16 protein-coding genes are annotated in these 18,029 nt (G+C 73.5%); 12 read left to right on the plus strand and 4 right to left on the minus strand.

The window, feature by feature from the left end:
* Positions 1 to 162 precede the first annotated feature (162 nt).
* Positions 163 to 861 carry a ferritin-like fold-containing protein gene (locus tag V5O40_RS09780; RefSeq protein WP_332905179.1) on the plus strand — a complete coding sequence of 233 codons (699 nt, stop codon included), beginning with the start codon at positions 163 to 165 and terminating at the stop codon, positions 859 to 861.
* Between the two features lie 65 nt (positions 862 to 926).
* On the opposite strand, the gene V5O40_RS09785 is transcribed toward V5O40_RS09780, so the two are convergent.
* Positions 927 to 1,154 (minus strand): DUF3107 domain-containing protein, encoded by a 228-nt coding sequence (locus V5O40_RS09785; protein WP_099849490.1) that lies wholly within the window; start codon positions 1,152 to 1,154, stop codon positions 927 to 929.
* Positions 1,155 to 1,217: 63 nt separating this feature from the next.
* A complete protein-coding gene (locus V5O40_RS09790) occupies positions 1,218 to 1,856 on the minus strand; it encodes a TetR/AcrR family transcriptional regulator (RefSeq protein WP_332905180.1) in 639 nt (212 codons plus the stop codon).
* A 1,301-nt stretch (positions 1,857 to 3,157) separates the two neighbouring features.
* On the opposite strand from V5O40_RS09790, the gene V5O40_RS09795 reads away from it, so the two are divergent.
* The 6 genes from V5O40_RS09795 to V5O40_RS09820 all read left to right on the plus strand — a co-directional run bounded on the left by V5O40_RS09795 (position 3,158) and on the right by V5O40_RS09820 (position 9,966).
* A complete protein-coding gene (locus tag V5O40_RS09795; RefSeq protein WP_408631852.1) occupies positions 3,158 to 4,918 on the plus strand; it encodes a hypothetical protein in 1,761 nt (586 codons plus the stop codon).
* 23 nt (positions 4,919 to 4,941) lie between these two features.
* Positions 4,942 to 5,916 (plus strand): alpha/beta fold hydrolase, encoded by a 975-nt coding sequence (locus V5O40_RS09800; protein WP_332905181.1) that lies wholly within the window; start codon positions 4,942 to 4,944, stop codon positions 5,914 to 5,916.
* Positions 5,917 to 6,073: 157 nt separating this feature from the next.
* Positions 6,074 to 6,865, plus strand: a complete 792-nt coding sequence (locus tag V5O40_RS09805) for a DUF3152 domain-containing protein (protein ID WP_332905182.1) — start codon at positions 6,074 to 6,076, stop codon at positions 6,863 to 6,865.
* A 152-nt stretch (positions 6,866 to 7,017) separates the two neighbouring features.
* Complete coding sequence (locus V5O40_RS09810) at positions 7,018 to 7,743, plus strand: DUF3152 domain-containing protein (protein WP_332905183.1); 726 nt, start codon at positions 7,018 to 7,020, stop codon at positions 7,741 to 7,743.
* 90 nt (positions 7,744 to 7,833) lie between these two features.
* The gene (moeZ, locus tag V5O40_RS09815) at positions 7,834 to 9,015 is read left to right on the plus strand and encodes an adenylyltransferase/sulfurtransferase MoeZ (protein ID WP_408631851.1); all 1,182 of its coding nucleotides are present in this window, start codon (positions 7,834 to 7,836) and stop codon (positions 9,013 to 9,015) included.
* Between the two features lie 129 nt (positions 9,016 to 9,144).
* Complete coding sequence (locus V5O40_RS09820; RefSeq protein ID WP_332905185.1) at positions 9,145 to 9,966, plus strand: prenyltransferase/squalene oxidase repeat-containing protein; 822 nt, start codon at positions 9,145 to 9,147, stop codon at positions 9,964 to 9,966.
* A gap of 107 nt (positions 9,967 to 10,073) precedes the next feature.
* On the opposite strand, the gene V5O40_RS09825 is transcribed toward V5O40_RS09820, so the two are convergent.
* Together V5O40_RS09825 and proB are read right to left on the minus strand one after the other, a co-directional pair.
* Entirely contained in the window at positions 10,074 to 11,318 is a 1,245-nt protein-coding gene (locus tag V5O40_RS09825) for a glutamate-5-semialdehyde dehydrogenase (protein ID WP_332905186.1), read from the minus strand.
* A gap of 35 nt (positions 11,319 to 11,353) precedes the next feature.
* A complete protein-coding gene (gene proB / locus V5O40_RS09830) occupies positions 11,354 to 12,463 on the minus strand; it encodes a glutamate 5-kinase (protein WP_332905187.1) in 1,110 nt (369 codons plus the stop codon).
* Positions 12,464 to 12,524: 61 nt separating this feature from the next.
* Between proB and V5O40_RS09835 the strand changes: the two genes are divergently transcribed.
* From V5O40_RS09835 to V5O40_RS09855, 5 genes are all read left to right on the plus strand, one after another.
* Positions 12,525 to 12,839, plus strand: coding sequence for an MGMT family protein (locus V5O40_RS09835; protein ID WP_332905188.1), 315 nt, complete (start codon positions 12,525 to 12,527; stop codon positions 12,837 to 12,839).
* Between the two features lie 32 nt (positions 12,840 to 12,871).
* On the plus strand, positions 12,872 to 14,440 hold the full coding sequence (locus V5O40_RS09840; protein ID WP_332905189.1) for an MFS transporter: 1,569 nt from the start codon (positions 12,872 to 12,874) through the stop codon (positions 14,438 to 14,440).
* Positions 14,437 to 15,900 carry a pyridoxal phosphate-dependent decarboxylase family protein gene (locus tag V5O40_RS09845; protein ID WP_332905190.1) on the plus strand — a complete coding sequence of 488 codons (1,464 nt, stop codon included), beginning with the start codon at positions 14,437 to 14,439 and terminating at the stop codon, positions 15,898 to 15,900. Before V5O40_RS09840 ends, V5O40_RS09845 begins: the two co-directional genes overlap by 4 nt.
* Before the next feature lie 111 nt (positions 15,901 to 16,011).
* The gene (locus V5O40_RS09850) at positions 16,012 to 16,590 is read left to right on the plus strand and encodes an NADH-quinone oxidoreductase subunit B (protein ID WP_332905191.1); all 579 of its coding nucleotides are present in this window, start codon (positions 16,012 to 16,014) and stop codon (positions 16,588 to 16,590) included.
* 105 nt (positions 16,591 to 16,695) lie between these two features.
* Positions 16,696 to 18,012 (plus strand): DUF2252 domain-containing protein, encoded by a 1,317-nt coding sequence (locus V5O40_RS09855; RefSeq protein ID WP_332905192.1) that lies wholly within the window; start codon positions 16,696 to 16,698, stop codon positions 18,010 to 18,012.
* The last annotated feature ends 17 nt before the right edge of the window (positions 18,013 to 18,029 follow it).

Genomic DNA, 18,029 nt, shown 5'->3' on the forward strand with positions numbered 1-18,029 from the left:
GCAACTCCTCCATGCTACCTGAACGGGTTAAACAGCGTCCCGATTCCACGGGGCGGGCAACGGCGCAAAGGTTTGTAAGTGACCCGTATCACAAATCGCCGGGATGGTCGGCGATTTCGGCGCGGGTCTGCCGCACCCCCGGCCGGACGGTAGCCTGCGCACGTGTCCGCCCCCACCCCGCCCGGCCACGGCGTTCCGGCCGCGCCCGGCGACGCCCCGGTCCCGCCCGGCGACGCCGTCACCGACCTGCTCGGTCTGGTGGCCCTCGGCGAACTGCTCGCCTTCGACCGGATGGCCGCCGACGCCCGGCTCGCCCCCGACCTGCGTCGCCGGGCCGCACTGAGTGAGATGGCCGCTGCCGAGATCGCCAACTACCGGCGGGTGGCCGACCGACTCACCGCGCTCGGCGTGCCGCCGGACGACGCGATGGCGGCGTACGTCACACCGCTGCAGGCGTACCACGACTCGACCGAGCCCCGCGACTGGGCCGAAGCGGTCACCAAGGCGTACGTCGGTGACGCCATCACCGACGACTTCCTTCGGGAGATCGCCACAGCGCTCGCCGAACCCGAGCGCCAACTGGTCGTCGACGTGCTGCACGAGTCGCGGTACGCGGAGTTCGCGGCGGCCGAGATCCGGCTCGCCATCGAGGCCGATCCGACCGTGGCGGGCCGACTGTCGATGTGGGCCCGCCGCCTGGTGGGCGAGGCGCTGTCCCAGGCGGGACGGGTCGCCGCCGCCGACCACCGGGCCCTCACCGCGCTGCTCGTCGCGGGTGGTCGGGTCGACGTGGCGGAACTGTTCCGGCGGCTGACCGACGCGCACACGGCACGGATGGTCGCCGTCGGGCTCAACAACTGAGACCGGCAACAGGAGTGCGGCGGTCGGACCCCTTCCGCTGATCCTGTCGCCGGTCCGTCGGAACGTCAGCGGACGGTGAAACCGACCGCTCGGGGGGACGCCTCGGCGATCTCGACGTAGGCGACCTTGCCGACCGGCACGATGATCCGCCGCCCCTTCTCGTCGGTCAGGGAGAGGGTGCCCTCGCCCCTGGCGACGGCGTCGGTCACGATCCGCTCGATCTCGGCCGGCGACTGTGCGCTCTCCAGGACCAGCTCGCGCGGCGCGTACTGCACGCCGATCTTGACCTCCACTGTGCCTCCTCCATCGGGCGAAATGGCCGCCCTGCGAAGGCTATCCGATCACAAGGTCGAAGGTCAGGCTGACTCACCTTGCAGCGGAAAGCTGGCGATGCCCCGCCAGGACAGCGCCGCGACCAACGCCTCGGCCTCGGCCTTGGGCACCTGGCGGCCGCCGGCCAGCCAGAACTGCGCGGCGGTCTCGGCCGCGCCCACCAGGCCAGAGGCGAGCAACTCGGCGTGCGCCCGGCTGACTCCGGTGTCCGAGATGATCGTGTCGGTGATCGCCGCGATGCAGCCCTGCTCGACCCGCTCCACGCGCTGCCGCACAGCCGGTTCGTTGCGCAGGTCCGACTCGAAGACCAGGCGGAAGGCCTCGCTCTCGTGATCGACGAAGTCGAAGTACGCCCGTACCGACGCGCTGACCCGCTCCTTGTTGTCGGTGGTGCTCGCCATGGCGTCGTGCACCTTGGCGACCATCGCGTCACAGTGCGTGTCGAGCAGCGCGAGATAGAGCTCCATCTTGCCCGGGAAGTGCTGGTACAGCACCGGCTTGGAGACCCCGGCCCGCTCGGCGATGTCGTCCATGGCCGCAGCGTGGTAGCCCTGCGCGACGAACACCTCCTGAGCAGCGGCGAGTAGCTGCTTGCGGCGCGCCGAACGGGGCAGGCGCGTGGGTCGGCCGGCGGTCTGGGCGCCGTTCCCCACAGCGGTCATGGGAACCTCCGAGGTTGTCGTACGGGCCGGCATTTCACCCGAACCGGTCGGGGCCACTCGGCCCCTCGCGGAATTGGCCCGCCGCTGTAACTTATCGCCACTGTCGCCACACGGTAGCCTCAGCGGGGGCGACCAAGGAGCGCGCGGTGAGTGAAACAGGGCAACCCGGTGCCGCCACCCCGGGAGAGCACGGCGACGGGACGGGTCAGCGCGATGACCTGGCCCGTTCCGGCGACGGGTGGTCGGCGTCCCCGGTCGACTGGTCGTGGGGCCCCGAGGTCGTGCCCGGCTCCGACGCGACCGGTTCGCGGTCGGAGTCTCCGTCCGGTTGGGCCACCGCCTCGTCACGCCACGCCGACCTGCCGGCTCCCGTCGGTGAGCAGGCGGAGCCCGAGCGGCCCGTCCGGGTCAACGGCAACCACGTCAACGGCCACCAGCCGAACGGCACGCCCGTCGCCGAGCAGTCCGCCGCTGGCCGGCACGTCCCGGTGAGCGCGCCACCCGGCCCGCGCGGGCCGGCCCCGGACGCGGGCAAGGACCGCCTCGTCGTGCCGGCGCCCCGACCGGTGCCCTCCGGCGAGCGGCCGGGCACCGCGGGAGTTGGTCGGCCGACCTCGTCGCCCCCGGCCGTGCAGGTGCCGCCGGTCGGCACCGCCCCCTCCGGCTTCGAGATGCCACCCGGCCTGCACGCGCCCTCCGCCGACGGCTGGCAGCACGGCTGGGACGACGGTCTTCGGCCGGAGCCGGCCGGTGAGCCCTGGCCGACCGCACCCGCCGCCGATCCGGCGGCCGGGCCGGCTGACAGCCCTTCGGTCGACGGCACCGACCAGCCGGCCCGCTGGCCGGCCGCGTCGGGCGGCACCGACCAGCCGGCCGGTTGGTCGCCTGCCGAACCGCCCGTCGGAGGCACGGACCGGCCGACCTGGGCCCAGCCCGACCCGGCCCGCGACTGGGCGCCGCCGTGGGCGCGGGACGAGGACGCGGCCACCGACCGTCGGCTCCGGGAGGCGTCGGCCCGGAACTGGGCCAGCGAGCCCAGCCGCCCGTACGAGCCGCTCCGCGCCGAGCCGACGCGACCGTACGAGCCGGTTCGCGCGGAGCTGCCCCGGCCGTACGAAGCCCGTCGGGATGCCGAGCCCGCTCCGGAAGGACAGCCCCCCAGCGCGCCCGACCCGGCCGACCAGCCGGCCGCCGTCGATCCGACCAGTGCCCCTCCGACCAGTGCCCCTCCGGCCTCACCGCGTCCCACCTGGGCGCGTTCGGCCGATCTGCCGCCGGCCGCGGAGCGTCCGTCCTGGGCGCTGCCCTCCGCCAGCGACGATCCGGCCAGCGCACCGTCGGCCCCGCAACGGCCGTCGTGGGCGCGGGCACCCGAGGTGCCGCCGACGGCGGAGCGTCCGTCGTGGGCGTTGCCGCCGGTCAGCGGCGCGCCGGCGAACGAGGGCCCGCCCTGGGGCACGCGGAACGACGAGGCGCCGCCGTGGGGCAACCGGTCCGGCGGCCAGCCGGCCGACGAACGTCTGCCGTGGGCGCTGCGCCCGGCCAGTTCCCCGCCGGCCGGTACGCCGTCCGGCGCGGTCGATCCGACAAGCGCCCCACCAGCCGGAGCCCGACCGCCGGCCCCCACCCCCGGCGTACCGCAGCCGGCCGAGTCGAGCCGCCGGGAGACATCCGCGCCCGACCCGACGCCGCCGGTCGCTGAGGTCCGGTCGACCGGCGAGCCTCCGGGGTATCGACCGTTCCGGCTGCGGCCGGTTCCGGACGAGCCGGCACCCGCGCCCGCCCCGGTTTCCGCGCCGCCCGATCCGACCACCGGGACGGCCCCGCCCGGCCAGGCCCCGGGTGCGTCCGATCGCCGCGAACGCACCCCCTCTGCACCCGTCCCGACGAGTGCAGCCCCCTATGCGGCACGCCGGTCCGCGCCCGATCCGGTCCCGCCGACCGAGCCGGCCGGCGACCGTTCGCAGGACCGCACCACGGCGGTGTTGCCGCAGCGCGTCCCCGCCGAACCGGACGTGCCCGTCGTGCCGGAGCCGCCAGCTGTGGAGCCACCCGCCGAAACCCCGGAACTCGCCCGGATCGCCACTCATCTTCGCCGTGACGACGAGCCCGCCCCGCTGCGGGACCGCCCGGAGGGCTTCGACGTCAACGCGATCCTCGCCGCCGTTCGCGGCGTCGAGGGCGTACGCGACGCCGAGCTGCGGCGTACCCCCGCCGGAGCGCACAGTCTCCGCCTCGACCTCGCTGACGGTGCCGACCCGGCCGAGGTGAGCCGGCATGTCGCCCGGTTGTTGCAGGAGCGGATGGGACTGGCTGCGGCGCCTCGCGGCCTGCCCGGCGTGCCCGCCGTGCCGGTGCGTCGGCGCGCCACGGAGAGCCGGAGCGAGACGGGTGAGACGCGCCCGGCCGCGGAGTCACGGCGCCCCTCCGCCAGACCCGGCGGCACCCGGACGGAAACTCCGCCGAGCCGGCCGGAGACCGTGCCGGAGACCACCCGGCGGCGCCGGCAGTCACCGGCCCCGAACCGGGGTCGGGCGGTCGTCGACGAGTCGGGTGCGCCCGGCAGTCCGGCGACCCTCGCTGCGTCCTACTCCGGCGGGCAACTCACCACGACCGAGTCCGCGCCGTCGCGACCACTGGACACCGGTGGGGTGCCGGGCCCCCGGGTGGTGCTCGACCACGTCCAGGTGAGCACGTTCGGGCTCGACGCGAACGTCGAGGTCCGGCTGGTCGCGGGCAACCGGAACGCCTCGGGGCACGCCACCGGGCCCGCCGTGGACGGCTTCGTGCTGCGGTTGTGCGGGGTCGCCGCGGCGGCGGCGATCGACGAGCTTCTCTACGCCGCCGGTCCCACGGCCGAACGTGGACGGTGTTTCGTGGAGCACGCCGCGGTGGTGCCGTTCGGCAACTGCGAGGTGGCCACCGTGGTGGTGCTGCTGGTCTGCGACGGGTGGGTCGAGCAGTTGGCCGGGTCCGCCCTGGTGGCCGGCGATCCCCGGCAGGCGGTGGTGCGGGCGACCCTGGCCGCGGTCAACCGTCGACTGGAGGCGCTGCTGGCGTGAGCCGTTCCAGGCAGACTGGAACGGTGAAGCCTGCCACCCTCTGGCCCGAACGGCTGTTGCCCGCTCACTCGGTCCCGCCGCCCTGGCCGGGGCGGGAGGTGCGACTGGACGGAGCTGTCACCTACGTCCGGGAGACGCCGGCCACCGGTCCGAACGCCGAACCGGCGTTGTACGTGCACGGCCTCGGCGGCTCGTCGCAGAACTGGACCGACCTGGCCGGCCTGCTCGCCGATCGGCTCGACGGTCAGGCGATCGACCTGCCCGGCTTCGGTCGCAGCGAGCCGGGCCGGCGCTACACCGTGCCGGTCTTCGCGGACCGGGTGATCCGCTGGATCGAGTACTCCGACCGCGGGCCGGTGCACCTGTTCGGCAACTCGCTGGGCGGTGCGATCTCGGTGCGGGTGGCGGCCCTCCGGCCGGATCTGGTCCGGACGCTGACCCTGGTGTCGCCGGCCCTGCCGTTTCTCGACTTCCGTCGGTCGTTGCAGGGACGGATGCTGCCCCTGCTGGCGATCCCCCGGGGCGAACGGGTGGCCGCCTGGCGGCTGGCCCAGCTCGCGCCGGAGGTGATGGCCCAGCAGGTGATGAAGGCGTGCGTGGCCGATCTCAGCCGGATCAGCGACCAGCGTCGGCGCGAGGCGCTGGAGGAGATCCGGGTCCGCTACGAGGCGGCGCACTACGCGGCGGCGTACGTGCGTACCTTCCGTGGCCTGGTCTCCAGCTTCGTGCGGTCGTACCTGCCCGGTTCGGGCTCGCTGTGGCGGATGGCCGGTACGGTGCGCGCACCCTCGCTGGTCATCGGGGGACGGCAGGACCGGCTGGTCGACGTACGGGTGGCTCCGCAGGCCGCACGGGTGATTCCGGACAGCCGGCTCCTCATGATCAACGGTGTCGGGCACGTGGCCCAACTGGAGGTGCCACGCCTGGTGGCCCGGGCGGTGCTGGGGCTGCTCGCCGAGACAGGGGAACCCGCCCGGCGGGCCGACCTGGCAGGATGACCGGGTGCCCAGCCCTGGTAGCCGTCGACGATCGGCTCGTTCCGCTGGCCGTCATGCCGTCCGGCGAGGTCCCCACCACCGTGATCGAGCGACGGCTCCGGCCGCCTCCGCCGAGCGTGCGGGCCGACGCGGGCTCGCAGCGGGAGCGCTGATCCGGGTGGCGGTGCTGGTGGCGGCCGTCGGTGCCGCGGTGGCGATGGTGGCCGGCGGCACCGGTGTGGGCTCCGGGGCGGCCGACGAGGTCGAACCGGTGGTCACCGGGCCGGCCGTGGCCCCGTCGTCTCCGGCGCCCGTGCGGACACCGTCGCCGGTGGCGGTGTCCCCGTCGCCCGCGCCACCGGTCCTGCGGGAGCCCGGTTCGATCCCGTCGACCGGTCCGGGGCGGTTCGGCTACGACGACCGGACCGGCCCGGTGCTGGGTACGACCGGCGACCTCCGGCGCTACCGGGTGGCGGTGGAGTCCGGCTCCGGCGTGGACGTGGGCGAGTTCGCCCTGGCGGTGCGGACGGCGCTGGCCGGCCCGGGCAGTTGGGTGGACAGTGGTCGACTGCGGCTGCGGCAGGTCGAGCGCTCCGCTCGTCACGACTTCACCGTCTACCTGGCCACGGCCGGGACGGCGGGTCGGATGTGCGCCGCCGGAGGGGTGGACATCCGGGTCGGTGGCCGGCCGTACACCTCCTGCCGGGCGCCGGGGAAAGTGATCATCAACCTGGACCGGTGGCGACTGTCGGTTCCGCACTTCGTCGAGGCCGAGGTGCCGCTGTCGCTCTACCGGACGTACGTGGTCAATCACGAGGTCGGGCACGAGCTGGGCAATCGGCACGAGCGCTGCCCGGGGCGCGGCGAGCCGGCTCCGGTGATGATGCAGCAGACGCTCTTCCTCAAGGGGTGCGTCGCGAACCCGTGGCCGTACCTGGACGGTCGGCGGTACCAGGGCCCGCCACTCTGAGCGGCAGCCGGACGATCAAAACGCGGTGATGTGCCGGAAAGAGATGCGACGATGGCCTCATGCCCTCTTCGCCCCTTTGGCGGGATTGTGACCGCTCGGCTCGACCGCCGGAACCGGAGGGTCGGCCCCGCCGACCGGTGGTGCCGCACCGGGTGGTCGTGACCCTGGGCATGGTGCTGGTGCTGGCCGCCACCGCGGCGGTGCTGCTGGTCCGGACCGGTCAGCGGATGGCCGAGCCGGACCAGGGCTTCGGCGACCGGGTCGCCTCCGGGGCGGGTGGCGACGAGCAGTCCGTTCCGGGCAGGTATCCGTGGGTGGGCGACGGCAGCTTCACGGTGGCCGGTGACCACTCGCCGGTGCACGGCGAGGGCGGTCCGGTGGCCCGCTACCGGGTCGCCGTCGAGCAGGGCGCCGGCCAGGATCCGGCCGCCTTCGCCGCCGTGGTCGACGGGGTGCTGGCCGACCCGCGTAGCTGGATCGGCACCGGGGAGCTGCGGGTGCAGCGGATCGCCGAGGCGGACGCGGCCGACTTCACCATCTACCTGGCCACCCCGCGAACCTCCGAGGCGATGTGCGCCGAGGGGGGACTGAGTACCGAGGGCTACACCTCCTGCCGGCTGCCCGGGCAGGTCATCATCAATCTGGCCCGCTGGCTGGAGGCGGTGCCGGACTACGGCGCCCCGCTCGAGGTCTACCGGGCCTACGTGATCAACCACGAGGTCGGGCACGAATTCGGGGAGGGGCACGAGGCGTGCCCGGCACCGGGAGACCCGGCGCCGGTGATGCAGCAGCAGACGTACGGGCTGGATGGCTGCCTGCCGAACGCCTGGCCGATTCTCGACGGTCGCCGGCACGCCGGTATTCCCGCTCCCGCATAGCGGGCGACGTGTCGCTGCTCATGGTCGATGGGCACGTCGGCGAGCGACAATGGCCCGGTTGTCCGCCACATCGATCCCGGGGAGTCCACCGTGTCGTTGCCCCCGCTCGTCGAACCCGCCGCCGAGCTGACCGTTGACGAGATCCGCCGCTACTCGCGTCACCTGATCATCCCCGACGTCGGGGTCACCGGGCAGAAGCGGCTGAAGAACGCCCGGGTGCTCTGTGTCGGCGCGGGTGGCCTCGGTTCGCCCGCCCTGATGTACCTGGCCGCCGCCGGTGTCGGCACGCTGGGCATCATCGACTTCGACACCGTCGACGAGTCCAACCTCCAGCGCCAGATCATCCACGGGGTCTCCGACGTCGGACGCTCGAAGGCCGAGTCGGCCGCGGCGAGCATCCGGGAGATCAACCCGCTGGTGAATGTCGAGATCCACAACACCGCGCTGGACCGGGACAACGTCCGCGACATCTTCGCCCAGTACGACCTGATCGTCGACGGCACCGACAACTTCGCCACCCGCTACATGGTCAACGACGCGGCGGTGCTGCTCGGCAAGCCGTACGTCTGGGGGTCGATCTACCGCTTCGACGGCCAGGCGTCGGTGTTCTGGGCCGAGCACGGTCCCTGCTACCGCTGCCTCTACCCGGAGCCCCCGCCGCCGGGCATGGTGCCCTCCTGCGCCGAGGGCGGCGTGCTCGGTGTGCTCTGCGCCTCGATCGGCTCGATCCAGGTCAACGAGGCGATCAAGCTGCTCGCCGGCATCGGCGAGCCGCTGGTCGGCCGGTTGATGGTCTACGACGCCCTGGAGATGAGCTACCGCAAGATCAAGGTCCGGAAGGATCCGAACTGCGTGCTCTGCGGGGAGAACCCGACGCTCACCGACCTGATGGAGGACTACGAGGACTTCTGCGGCGCGGTGTCGGTGGAGGCCCAGGAGGCGGTGGTCGACGCGACCATCACCGCGTCCGAGCTGAAGGAGTGGCAGGACGCCGGCAAGGACATCTTCCTCGTCGACGTCCGGGAGCCGGCCGAGTACGAGATCGTCCGCATCCCCGGTGCCACCCTGATCCCCAAGGGCGAGATCCTCTCCGGTGAGGCGCTGTCCAAGCTTCCGCAGGACCGGCAGATCGTGCTGCACTGCAAGTCCGGCGTCCGCTCCGCCGAGGCGTTGGCCGCGTTGAAGGCGGCCGGTTTCCGCGACGCGGTGCACGTGCAGGGCGGCGTGCTCTCCTGGATCAAGCAGATCGATCCCTCGCTGCCCGCGTACTGATCCGCCGTCGAGGGCCCCGTCGCCCATCTCCATGGGGGCGGGGCCCTTCGCCGCCACCCTGCCGTCGGTCGGATCTCACCTATCCGTCCTCCTGAGGCGAGATCACGTTTGCGCCGGTAGCGTGGCCGCGTGGTCGACATCGACGCCGCTATCGGATTCGTGGTGGCTCACGGGGACGCGGTGGAGCGTGCCCGCCTGTCCTGGTTGCGTACCGGCACGCAGCCGTCGCCGGAAGTGCTCGACAGCGCCGAGGTCGGGCAGACACTCGGCGGCGGCTGGCCGGCGTCCTGGGGCGACGAGGTCGCGTCGGTGGACGCGACCTGCTTCCGTCTCGCCGAACTGGACGACCTCGGTGCGCTCGGCCGGCCGAGCGCGCGTCGGGCGCTGGACTGGCTCGCCGCCGGCCAGCAACCCGACGGTTGCTGGGAGGAGGACCGGGCCCTCGCGGACTCCGCGCCCGAGTGGGCCCGTCCGGGTGATCCGGAGGCGCGGCTGTACCTGACCGCCAACGCCGCGTTCTGGCTGACGGTGGCGGGCCTGGACGCGCGGGCTGCCGGCCCGTTGGACCACCGCGTCGGCGGGGCCTACGCCGGTGTGGTGCAGGCCGCCGGCCAGGCGCTCGCCGCCCACCTGCGCCCGGACGGCAGTTGGCCGTCCTTCCTGGCCGCCGGTTGGCTCAGCGCGGCCGTCCTGCACCGGCAGCAGATGTTCTACGAGTCGGCGCAGATCAAGGCGGTGCTGGCGGAGCGGTTGCCGCAGGCGTCGGCGGCCGATGCCGCCTGGCTCGCCGTGACGCTGCGCCGGGTGGGCGTCGACCATCAGGAGTGGACGCTTGTCGCCGCCCGACGCCGGCTCACCGAGACGCAGCGCAGCGACGGCGGCTGGAGCAGCGACGACGGCCACCAGTTCGACGTACACGCCACCCTCGCCGTCATCCGCGCCTTCCGCTGACCCCGTCCTCCCCGCGGCCCCTCACAGCGTTGATCATGAGGTTAGCTGCGCGGAAAGCGCTTGCCGGAACCGCTAACCTCATGATCAACGGGGGAGGCGAGGGTGGGTCAGGTGCGGAGGTGGCCGGTGCCGGTTACCACGTACTTGGTGCTGGTGAGTTCGGGGAGGCCCATGGGGCCACGGGCGTGCAGCTTCTGGGTGGAGATGCCGATCTCCGCACCGAAGCCGAACTCGCCGCCGTCGGTGAACCGGGTCGAGGCGTTCACCATCACGGCCGCCGCGTCGACCCGGGCCACGAACTCCCGGGCGGTCGACTGTGAGTCGGTGACGATCGCCTCGGTGTGGCCGCTGCCGTGGCGCCGGATGTGCGCGACCGCCGCGTCAAGTGAGTCGACGACGGCGGCGGAGATGTCCGCGCTGAGGTATTCGGTGCCGAAGTCCTCGTCGGTGGCCGCCACCACCGCGTCGGAGTAGGCCGCGACCCGGGCGTCGCCGTGCACCGTCACCCCGGCCTCGGCGAACGCGGCGAGCATCGCGGGCAGGAAGACGTCGGCGACGTCGGCGTGCACCAGTAGCGACTCGGCGGTGTTGCAGGTGGACAGCCGCTGCGTCTTGGCGTTGAGCGCGATCGACACCGCCATCGAGACGTCGGCGGCGGCGTCCACGTAGACATGGCAGTTGCCCACCCCGGTCTCGATCACCGGCACTGTCGACTCCTCGACCACGGTGCGGATCAGCGATGCTCCGCCACGCGGGATCAGCACGTCGACGAGCCCTCGGGCCCGCATCAGCTCCTTGACCGAGTCGCGGGTGCTGGCGTCGACAAGTTGCACCAGGTCGGCGGGGAGGCCGGCCCGGTCGATCGCGTCACGCAACACCGAGACCAGGGCCGCGTTGGAGTGCGCGGCCGAGGAGGAGCCACGCAGCAGCGCGGCGTTGCCGGCTTTCAGGCAGATCCCGGCGGCGTCCACCGTCACGTTGGGCCGCCCCTCGTAGATGATGCCGACCACCCCGAACGGCACCCGGACCTGCCGCAGCTCCAGCCCGTTGGGCAGGGTCGAGCCGCGGACCACCTCGCCCACCGGGTCGGGCAGCGCGGCCATCTGGCGCAGCGCGTCGGCGATGCCGGCCACCCGCCCCTCGTCGAGGGCGAGCCGGTCCAGCACGGCCGCGCTCAGCCCGGCGTCCCGTCCGGCCGCCAGGTCCGCGGCGTTCGCGGCGAGGATCTCCGGCGTACCCGCCACCAGCGCGTCGGCCATCGCGTGCAGCGCGGCGTCCTTGGTGGTACGCGTGGCCACCGCAAGCGTCTCCGCCGCCGTTCGCGCCCGGCGGGCCTGCTCGCTCACGCTCATCTTCACTCCTCAGGTGTCGGCCCTGATCGGGCGATTCACAGCAGCACCAGGTCGTCGCGGTGGACGACCTCCCGTTCGTACGCCGGGCCGAGTGCCGCGGCGAGGTCGGCGGTCGACCGCCCGAGCAGGCCGGGCAGTTCGATCGCGTCGTAGTTGACCAGCCCCCGGGCCACCGGCGCGCCGGAGGTGTCGACGAGGTCGACCGGGTCGCCGGCGGTGAAGGCACCGTCCACGGCGGTTATCCCGGCGGGCAGCAGCGACTTGCGTCGGCCCACCACGGCGGCCACCGCGCCCGGGTCGAGGTGCAGTCGCCCCCGGGGCGCGGTGGCGTGGGCGAGCCAGAACAGCCGGGCGGCGGGTCGCCGGAGGCTGGGGTGGAAATAGGTGCCGACCGGCTCGCCGGCCAGCGCGGCGACCGCCTGGGTGGCGGAGGTGAGCACCACCGGGATGCCGAAACCGGTGGCGATCCGGGCCGCCTCGACCTTGGTCACCATGCCACCGGTACCGACCCCGGCCCGGCCGCTGCCGCCGATCTCGACACCGAGCAGATCCGCCTCGTCGCGTACCTCGGCGATACGGCGGGAGCCGGGCCGGGTCGGGTCACCGGTCCAGAGGGCGTCGACGTCGCTGAGGAGCACCAGCAGGTCGGCGTCGACGAGCGCGGCCACCAGCGCGGCCAGCCGGTCGTTGTCGCCGAACCGGATCTCCTCGGTGGCGACCGTGTCGTTCTCGTTGACGATCGGCACCGCCCGCAGGTCGAGCAGCTTGCGCAGGGTGCGGTACGCGTTGCGGTAGTGGGCCCGCCGGGTCACGTCGTCGACGGTGAGCAGCACCTGACCCACGGTGCGGCCGTGCCGGGCGAAGGCGGCCGCGTACCGCCCGATCAGCAGGCCCTGGCCGACGCTGGCGGCGGCCTGCTGGGTGGCCAGGTCACGCGGTCGCCGGGGCAGCCCGAGCGGGGCGAGGCCGGCGGCGATCGCGCCGGAGGAGACCAGCACCACCTCGCGGCCGTCGGCGGCCCGTAGACCGAGGGCGTCGACGAGCGCGTCCACCCGCCCGTCGTCCAGGCCGCCGGTGGCGGTGGTCAACGAGGAGGACCCGATCTTGACAACGACCCGCCGGGCCGCGGTGACTGCGTCGCGCACCCGCCCATTCTGCGCTGTCGTCGCGGCGTGCCCCGCCGCCGTTCCCATAGTCTGGCCGCTTGTGACACCTGACGAGTACGTCGAGGCGGTGCTGGAACTGGTCGACCGGATCCCGGCCGGCCGGGTGATGTCGTACGGGGCGGTGGCCGACGCGTTGGCCGAGCGCTCCGGGCGGGCGTCGGCCCGGCTGGTCGGGGCGATCATGGCGCGCCACGGTGGTGCGGCCCCGTGGCACCGGGTGGTGAACGCGTCCGGCGGTCTGCCGCCCCGGCTGGCCCGCGAGGCGCGGGCACGTTGGCTCGCCGAGGGGACGCCGCTGCGTGGTACCGGGGTGGACATGCGGTCGGCCGGGTGGTGGCCCGGGCAGGGGATGTGACCCCCACCATAACGTGAGTAATATTCGGCCCCATGACCGCGTTGCCGGGTGGCTCCGGCCCCACGCCCACCCCCGGACAGCCCGCGCCCGCTGCCGGTCCGGCGGCCCCCGGCACGGCACCCGCCGCCGCACCCACGTCGGCCGCTTCCGCCGCCGCGCCCACGACGGCCGCTTCCGGCGCGACCCCGCAGGGGACCGGCGCGCTGCCCCGAGGGGTGCACGCCGGCTACGCGCTCGGCTCGCTGGCGACCGGGGCCTTCGGCACCGTGCCGGGTCTGCTGCTGCTGCCCTACCTCACCGACACGCTCGGGGTGGCCGCCGGGGTGGCCGCCCTGCTGGTGCTGCTGCCGAAGGCGTGGGACGTGCTGGTCAACCCGGTCGCCGGGCGGATCTCCGACCGCACCCGGTCGCGCTGGGGAGCCCGTCGTCCGTACCTGCTCTTCGGTGGGCTGGCACTTGCCGTCCTCTTCGGGGCCATCTTCGCCGCGCCGTTCGGAGCCGGTCCCGCGTCCGGGGCGTACGTCGCCGTCGCGTTCCTGGCCACGGCGACCGCGTTCGCCTTCTTCCAGGTGCCGTACGTGGCGATGCCGGCCGAGCTGACAAGTGACTACGCCGAGCGCACCCGGATGATGACCTGGCGGATCGCGGTGCTGGCGCTGGCCATCCTGGTCGCCGGTGCGGTGGCACCGCTGGTGCGCGACGCGGCCGGCGGAGGCGTTCCCGGGCACCGGTGGATGGGCGTCTTCGTGGCCGCCCTCATCGCGCTCGGCGCCGTCGGCGCCTTTCTCGGCACCCGGTCCGCCCCGCAGGGCACGATCGGCGAGAGCGAGCCGAGCCTGCGCGCCCAACTCACCGTCGCCGCCCGCAACCGGCCCTTCCGGGCGCTGCTGCTCTGCTTCGTGGTGCAGTCCGCCGGGGTGGCCACCATCCTCGCCGGGGTCCAGTACTTCGCCGACCACGTGCTGGAGGATCCGGCGACCGGCCCGACGGTGCTCTTCGTCTGCTTCGTCGGCCCGGCGCTGGTGGTGATGCCGCTCTGGTCCCGGGTGGGTGCGCGGGTGGGCAAGCTCGCCGCCCTGGTGGCGGCGTCACTGATCCTGGCGGCCGGCGGGCTGGCGTTGGTCGCCGCGCCGGTGCTGCCGGCCGCCCTGGTCTACCTGCTGGTCGCGCTCCTCGGCGTCGGGTACGCCGGACAACAGGTGTTCGCGCTGGCCATGCTCCCGGACTGCATCGCGTACGACACCGCGCGCACCGGCCGTCGGCAGGCCGGGGTCTTCACCGGCGTGTGGACGGCCGGTGAGACCTTCGGTCTGGCCCTCGGTCCCGGCATCTACGGGCTGGTGCTCGCCCTGACCGGCTACGTCTCCTCCACCACCGGCGCCTCCGCCGCCCAGTCCGACACCGCCCGGCTCGGCGTCCTGCTCGGCTTCACGGTCCTGCCCGCCCTCCTGATCGGCCTGGCCACCCTCCTGCTGCGCCCCTACGACCTGACCCCGGCCCGCCTCACCTCCCCCACCCCGCCCCCGACCACCGCCGATCATGCGGTGGTGGCCGGAACAGAAGCCGCAGGAATCCACGGAAAGGGCGCCACCACTCCATGATCGACGAGAACCGGCCGGACGGGATGCCGGCGGAGCAGGTGCTGGCGGAGATCCGCGAGCTGCGGGCGCTGGATCGGCCGACACACGGGGGGCGGCTGTTCGCGTACGTGTACGACCCCGCGGTGCCCGGGCTGGACGCGCTCGCCGCCGCCGCGTACGCCGAGAGCGCCCACGTCAACGGGCTCGACCCGACCGCCTTCCCGTCCCTGCTGGCCATGGAGAACACGCTTGTCGCGGCGGCGGCGCGGCTGCTCGGCGGCGGGCCGGGCACCACCGCTGCGGACGTCGTCGGCAGCGTCACCAGCGGCGGCACCGAGTCGCTCATCCTGGCCGTGAAGACCGCCCGGGACGCCCGGCCGGACATCGCGGCACCCCGGATCGTGGTACCGACAAGCGCCCATGCCGCCTTCGCCAAGGCGGCCCACTACCTGCGGGTGGAACTCGACACCGTGCCGGTCGACCCGGGCACCCTGCGGCCGGCCGTCGCCGACGTGGCCGCCGCCCTGCGGCCGGAGACGGTGCTGGTGGCCTGCTCCGCCCCCTCGTACGCGCACGGCGTCGTGGACCCGGTCGAACAGATCGCCGAGGTGGCCGCCGCCGCCGGGGTCCGTTGCCATGTGGACGCCTGCTTCGGCGGCTGGACGCTGCCGTACCTGCGGCGCCTCGGCCTGCCGGTGCCCCCGTTCGACCTGTCCGTGCCCGGCGTCACCTCGATCTCGGTTGACCTGCACAAGTACGCGTACGCGCCGAAGGGCGTGTCGGTGCTGCTGCACCGGGATCCGCACCTGCGTGCTCCGCAGTACTTCGCGTACGCCGACTGGCCCGGGTACACCATGATCAACCCAGTGATCTCCTCCACCCGCTCCGGTGGGCCGATCGCCGCCGCGTACGCCACGGTGCGGCATCTCGGTGACGACGGCTACCTGGAGCTGACCCGCTCCACCTGGGCGGCGGTGTGCACCCTGGCCGAGGCGGTACGCGGCGCCGACGGGTTGCGGCTGGTCGCCGAGCCGGAGTCGACGGTGGTCTGCTTCACCGCCACCGAAACCGGGCCGGACCTGTTCATGCTGGTCGACGAGTTGGCCGCGCGGGGCTGGCACACCCAGCCCCAACTGTCGTACGCCGGCCTGCCGCCAAGCGTGCACCTCACGGTGACCGCCGCGGTGGCGCCGCGGGCGGCGGAGTTCGGTCCCGACCTGGCCGACGCGGTCGCCGCCGCCCGTGCGGCGGGCCCGGTCGGGTTGCCGCCGCAGCTGCGGGCCCTGGCCGGCACGCTGGCGCCGGAGGAGCTGACCGGCGACCTGGTCGCCGGGCTCGCCGCCGGCCTCGGGCTGGGCCCGGGCGGTGGGCTGCCGGAGCGGATGGCCCCGGTCAACACGCTGCTCGACGCCGCCCCACCGGCGCTGCGTGAACGGCTGCTCGTCGAGTTCGTCAGCCTGCTGCAACGTCCCACGTGGTAGCGCCCACCGGTCCCTGATCGCGCACCGCCCGGCGACCTCCTCGCCGGGCAGCGGCCACCGCACCCGTCGGGCCGCTGTGGTTGACTGTCGGGGACGGGAGGGGGAGCGGTCGTGCAGCTGCCTGCGGTGCTCGGTGAGCCGATCCGGTTCGTGCTCAACTGGGGCCGGCGCTACTCGCTCTGGGTCTTCAACTTCGGCCTGGCCTGCTGCGCCATCGAGTTCATCGCGACGAGCATGTCCCGGCACGACTTCATGCGGCTGGGCGTGATCCCGTTCGCGCACGGCCCCCGGCAGGCCGACCTGATGGTGGTCTCCGGCACCGTCACCGACAAGATGGCTCCGGCGATCAAGCGGCTCTACGACCAGATGCCCGAGCCGAAGTACGTGATCTCGTTCGGTGCCTGCTCCAACTGCGGCGGCCCGTACTGGGACTCGTACTCGGTGACCAAGGGAGTCGACCAGCTCATCCCGGTCGACGTGTACGTGCCCGGCTGCCCGCCCCGGCCGGAGGCGCTGCTGCACGGCATCCTCCGGCTCCAGGAGAAGATCGCCGCCGAGCAGTCCGGCATCGGCGGGGTGCCGCGCACCGACCCGCTCGCCCCACCGGTCGACGCTCCGCCCCGCGACGGCGCCCCCGCCCGCTCGGTCGCCTCCCTGACCGCACTGCCGGTGCGTCCACCGAATCCCTGACCGGCGGAGGTGCCCGGCCGGGTGCGGACCGGGGTCCGGTCGGTCCGGTGAGACCGGTCGCTCGGCTGGCCGTCCGGGTGGTGTGGCTTCGCTAGCGTACGGATCATGACCGACGTCGCCGAGCAGCGTTCCGCCTTCATCGTCGAGGTGCTGACCGAGGAGTTCGGCACCCTGATGGCGCTCGATCCCGCCGCCTTCCGGCGCAAGTTCCGCAAGATGGCCGCCTCGCCGTTCGCCTTCTACCGGGGCAGTGCCAGCCTCTTCTACGCCGACCAGCGGGGCGACTTCGCCGACGACCGCTTCCTCGACGGGCGGACCAGCCGGGTGTGGATCCACGGCGACCTGCACGCGGAGAACTTCGGCACCTACATGAACGGCTCCGGTCAGCTCGTCTTCAACGTCAACGACTTCGACGAGGCGTACGTCGGGCCGTTCACCTGGGACCTGCGGCGGTTCGTCGCCAGCGTCGCGCTGATCGGCTACACCAAGGCGCTCTCCGACCGGGTCATCAGCGACCTGGTCACCTGCTTCGCGGACGCGTACCTGGTCGAACTGCGGGCCATCGCCGCCGGTGGGGACGACGCCATCGGGTCGATCACCCTGGACAACGCCGACGGTGTGCTGCGCCGGGTGCTCCAGCAGGCGCGGTTGAACACCCGGGTCGACCTGCTGCGCGGACAGACCACCATCGACAACTACGAGCGGCGCTTCTCCGTGGGCGACGGGGTGTACGAGATCGACGGTGACGTGCGGGCGCGGGTGTGCGCGGCGTTCGAGGCGTACCTGGAGACGCTGCCGCCCGCCACGACGCAGGCCCGGCCGCTCGCCGCCCAGATCAAGGACGTGGTGCTGCGCAAGGGGGTGGGCATCGGCTCGGCCGGCCTGCCGTCGTACAACCTCCTGCTGGAGGGGCACACCCAGGCGTTGGAGAACGACGTCGTGATCTACATGAAGCAGGCTCAGGTGCCGGCGGTGGCCCGCCACGTCGACGACGAGCGGGTCCGTGGCTACTTCCGGCACCAGGGGCACCGCACCGCCGAGTCGCAGCGCGCTCTCCAGGCGCACGCCGACCCGTGGCTGGGCTTCACCGAACTCGACGGCGTCGGTCAACTCGTCGCCGAGGTGTCCCCGTACGCGGCAGACCTCGACTGGGCGGACGTCAACGAGCCCGAGGAACTGGCCGGGGTGCTGGCCGACCTGGGGCGGGCGGTCGCCCGGATGCACTCGGTGGCCGACGACGAGTCCAGCCACGACCTGGTCGACTACTCGACCGAGGAGGCCATCGTCGCCGTCGTGGACGCGGACACCGCCGGCTTCGTCGGGCACCTGGTCGACTTCGCCCACACGTACGGGGTACGCGCCCGCCATGATCACCAGCTCTTCGTCGACCTGTTCCGCAACGGCCGGCTGCCCGGCGTCTGAGAAGATCCTGCGGGGCG

The organism is Micromonospora palythoicola (genome assembly GCF_036689795.1).
GTDB classification, from domain to species: domain Bacteria; phylum Actinomycetota; class Actinomycetes; order Mycobacteriales; family Micromonosporaceae; genus Micromonospora; species Micromonospora palythoicola.

Excerpts from the sequence above, each read along its gene's own strand:
- V5O40_RS09790 (WP_332905180.1), bottom strand. The coding sequence starts at position 1,856 with ATGACCGCTGTGGGGAACGGCGCCCAGACCGCCGGCCGACCCACGCGC.
- V5O40_RS09825 (WP_332905186.1), bottom strand. The coding sequence starts at position 11,318 with ATGAGCGTGAGCGAGCAGGCCCGCCGGGCGCGAACGGCGGCGGAGACG.
- V5O40_RS09840 (WP_332905189.1), top strand. The coding sequence starts at position 12,872 with ATGACCGCGTTGCCGGGTGGCTCCGGCCCCACGCCCACCCCCGGACAG.
- V5O40_RS09845 (WP_332905190.1), top strand. The coding sequence starts at position 14,437 with ATGATCGACGAGAACCGGCCGGACGGGATGCCGGCGGAGCAGGTGCTG.
- V5O40_RS09855 (WP_332905192.1), top strand. The coding sequence starts at position 16,696 with ATGACCGACGTCGCCGAGCAGCGTTCCGCCTTCATCGTCGAGGTGCTG.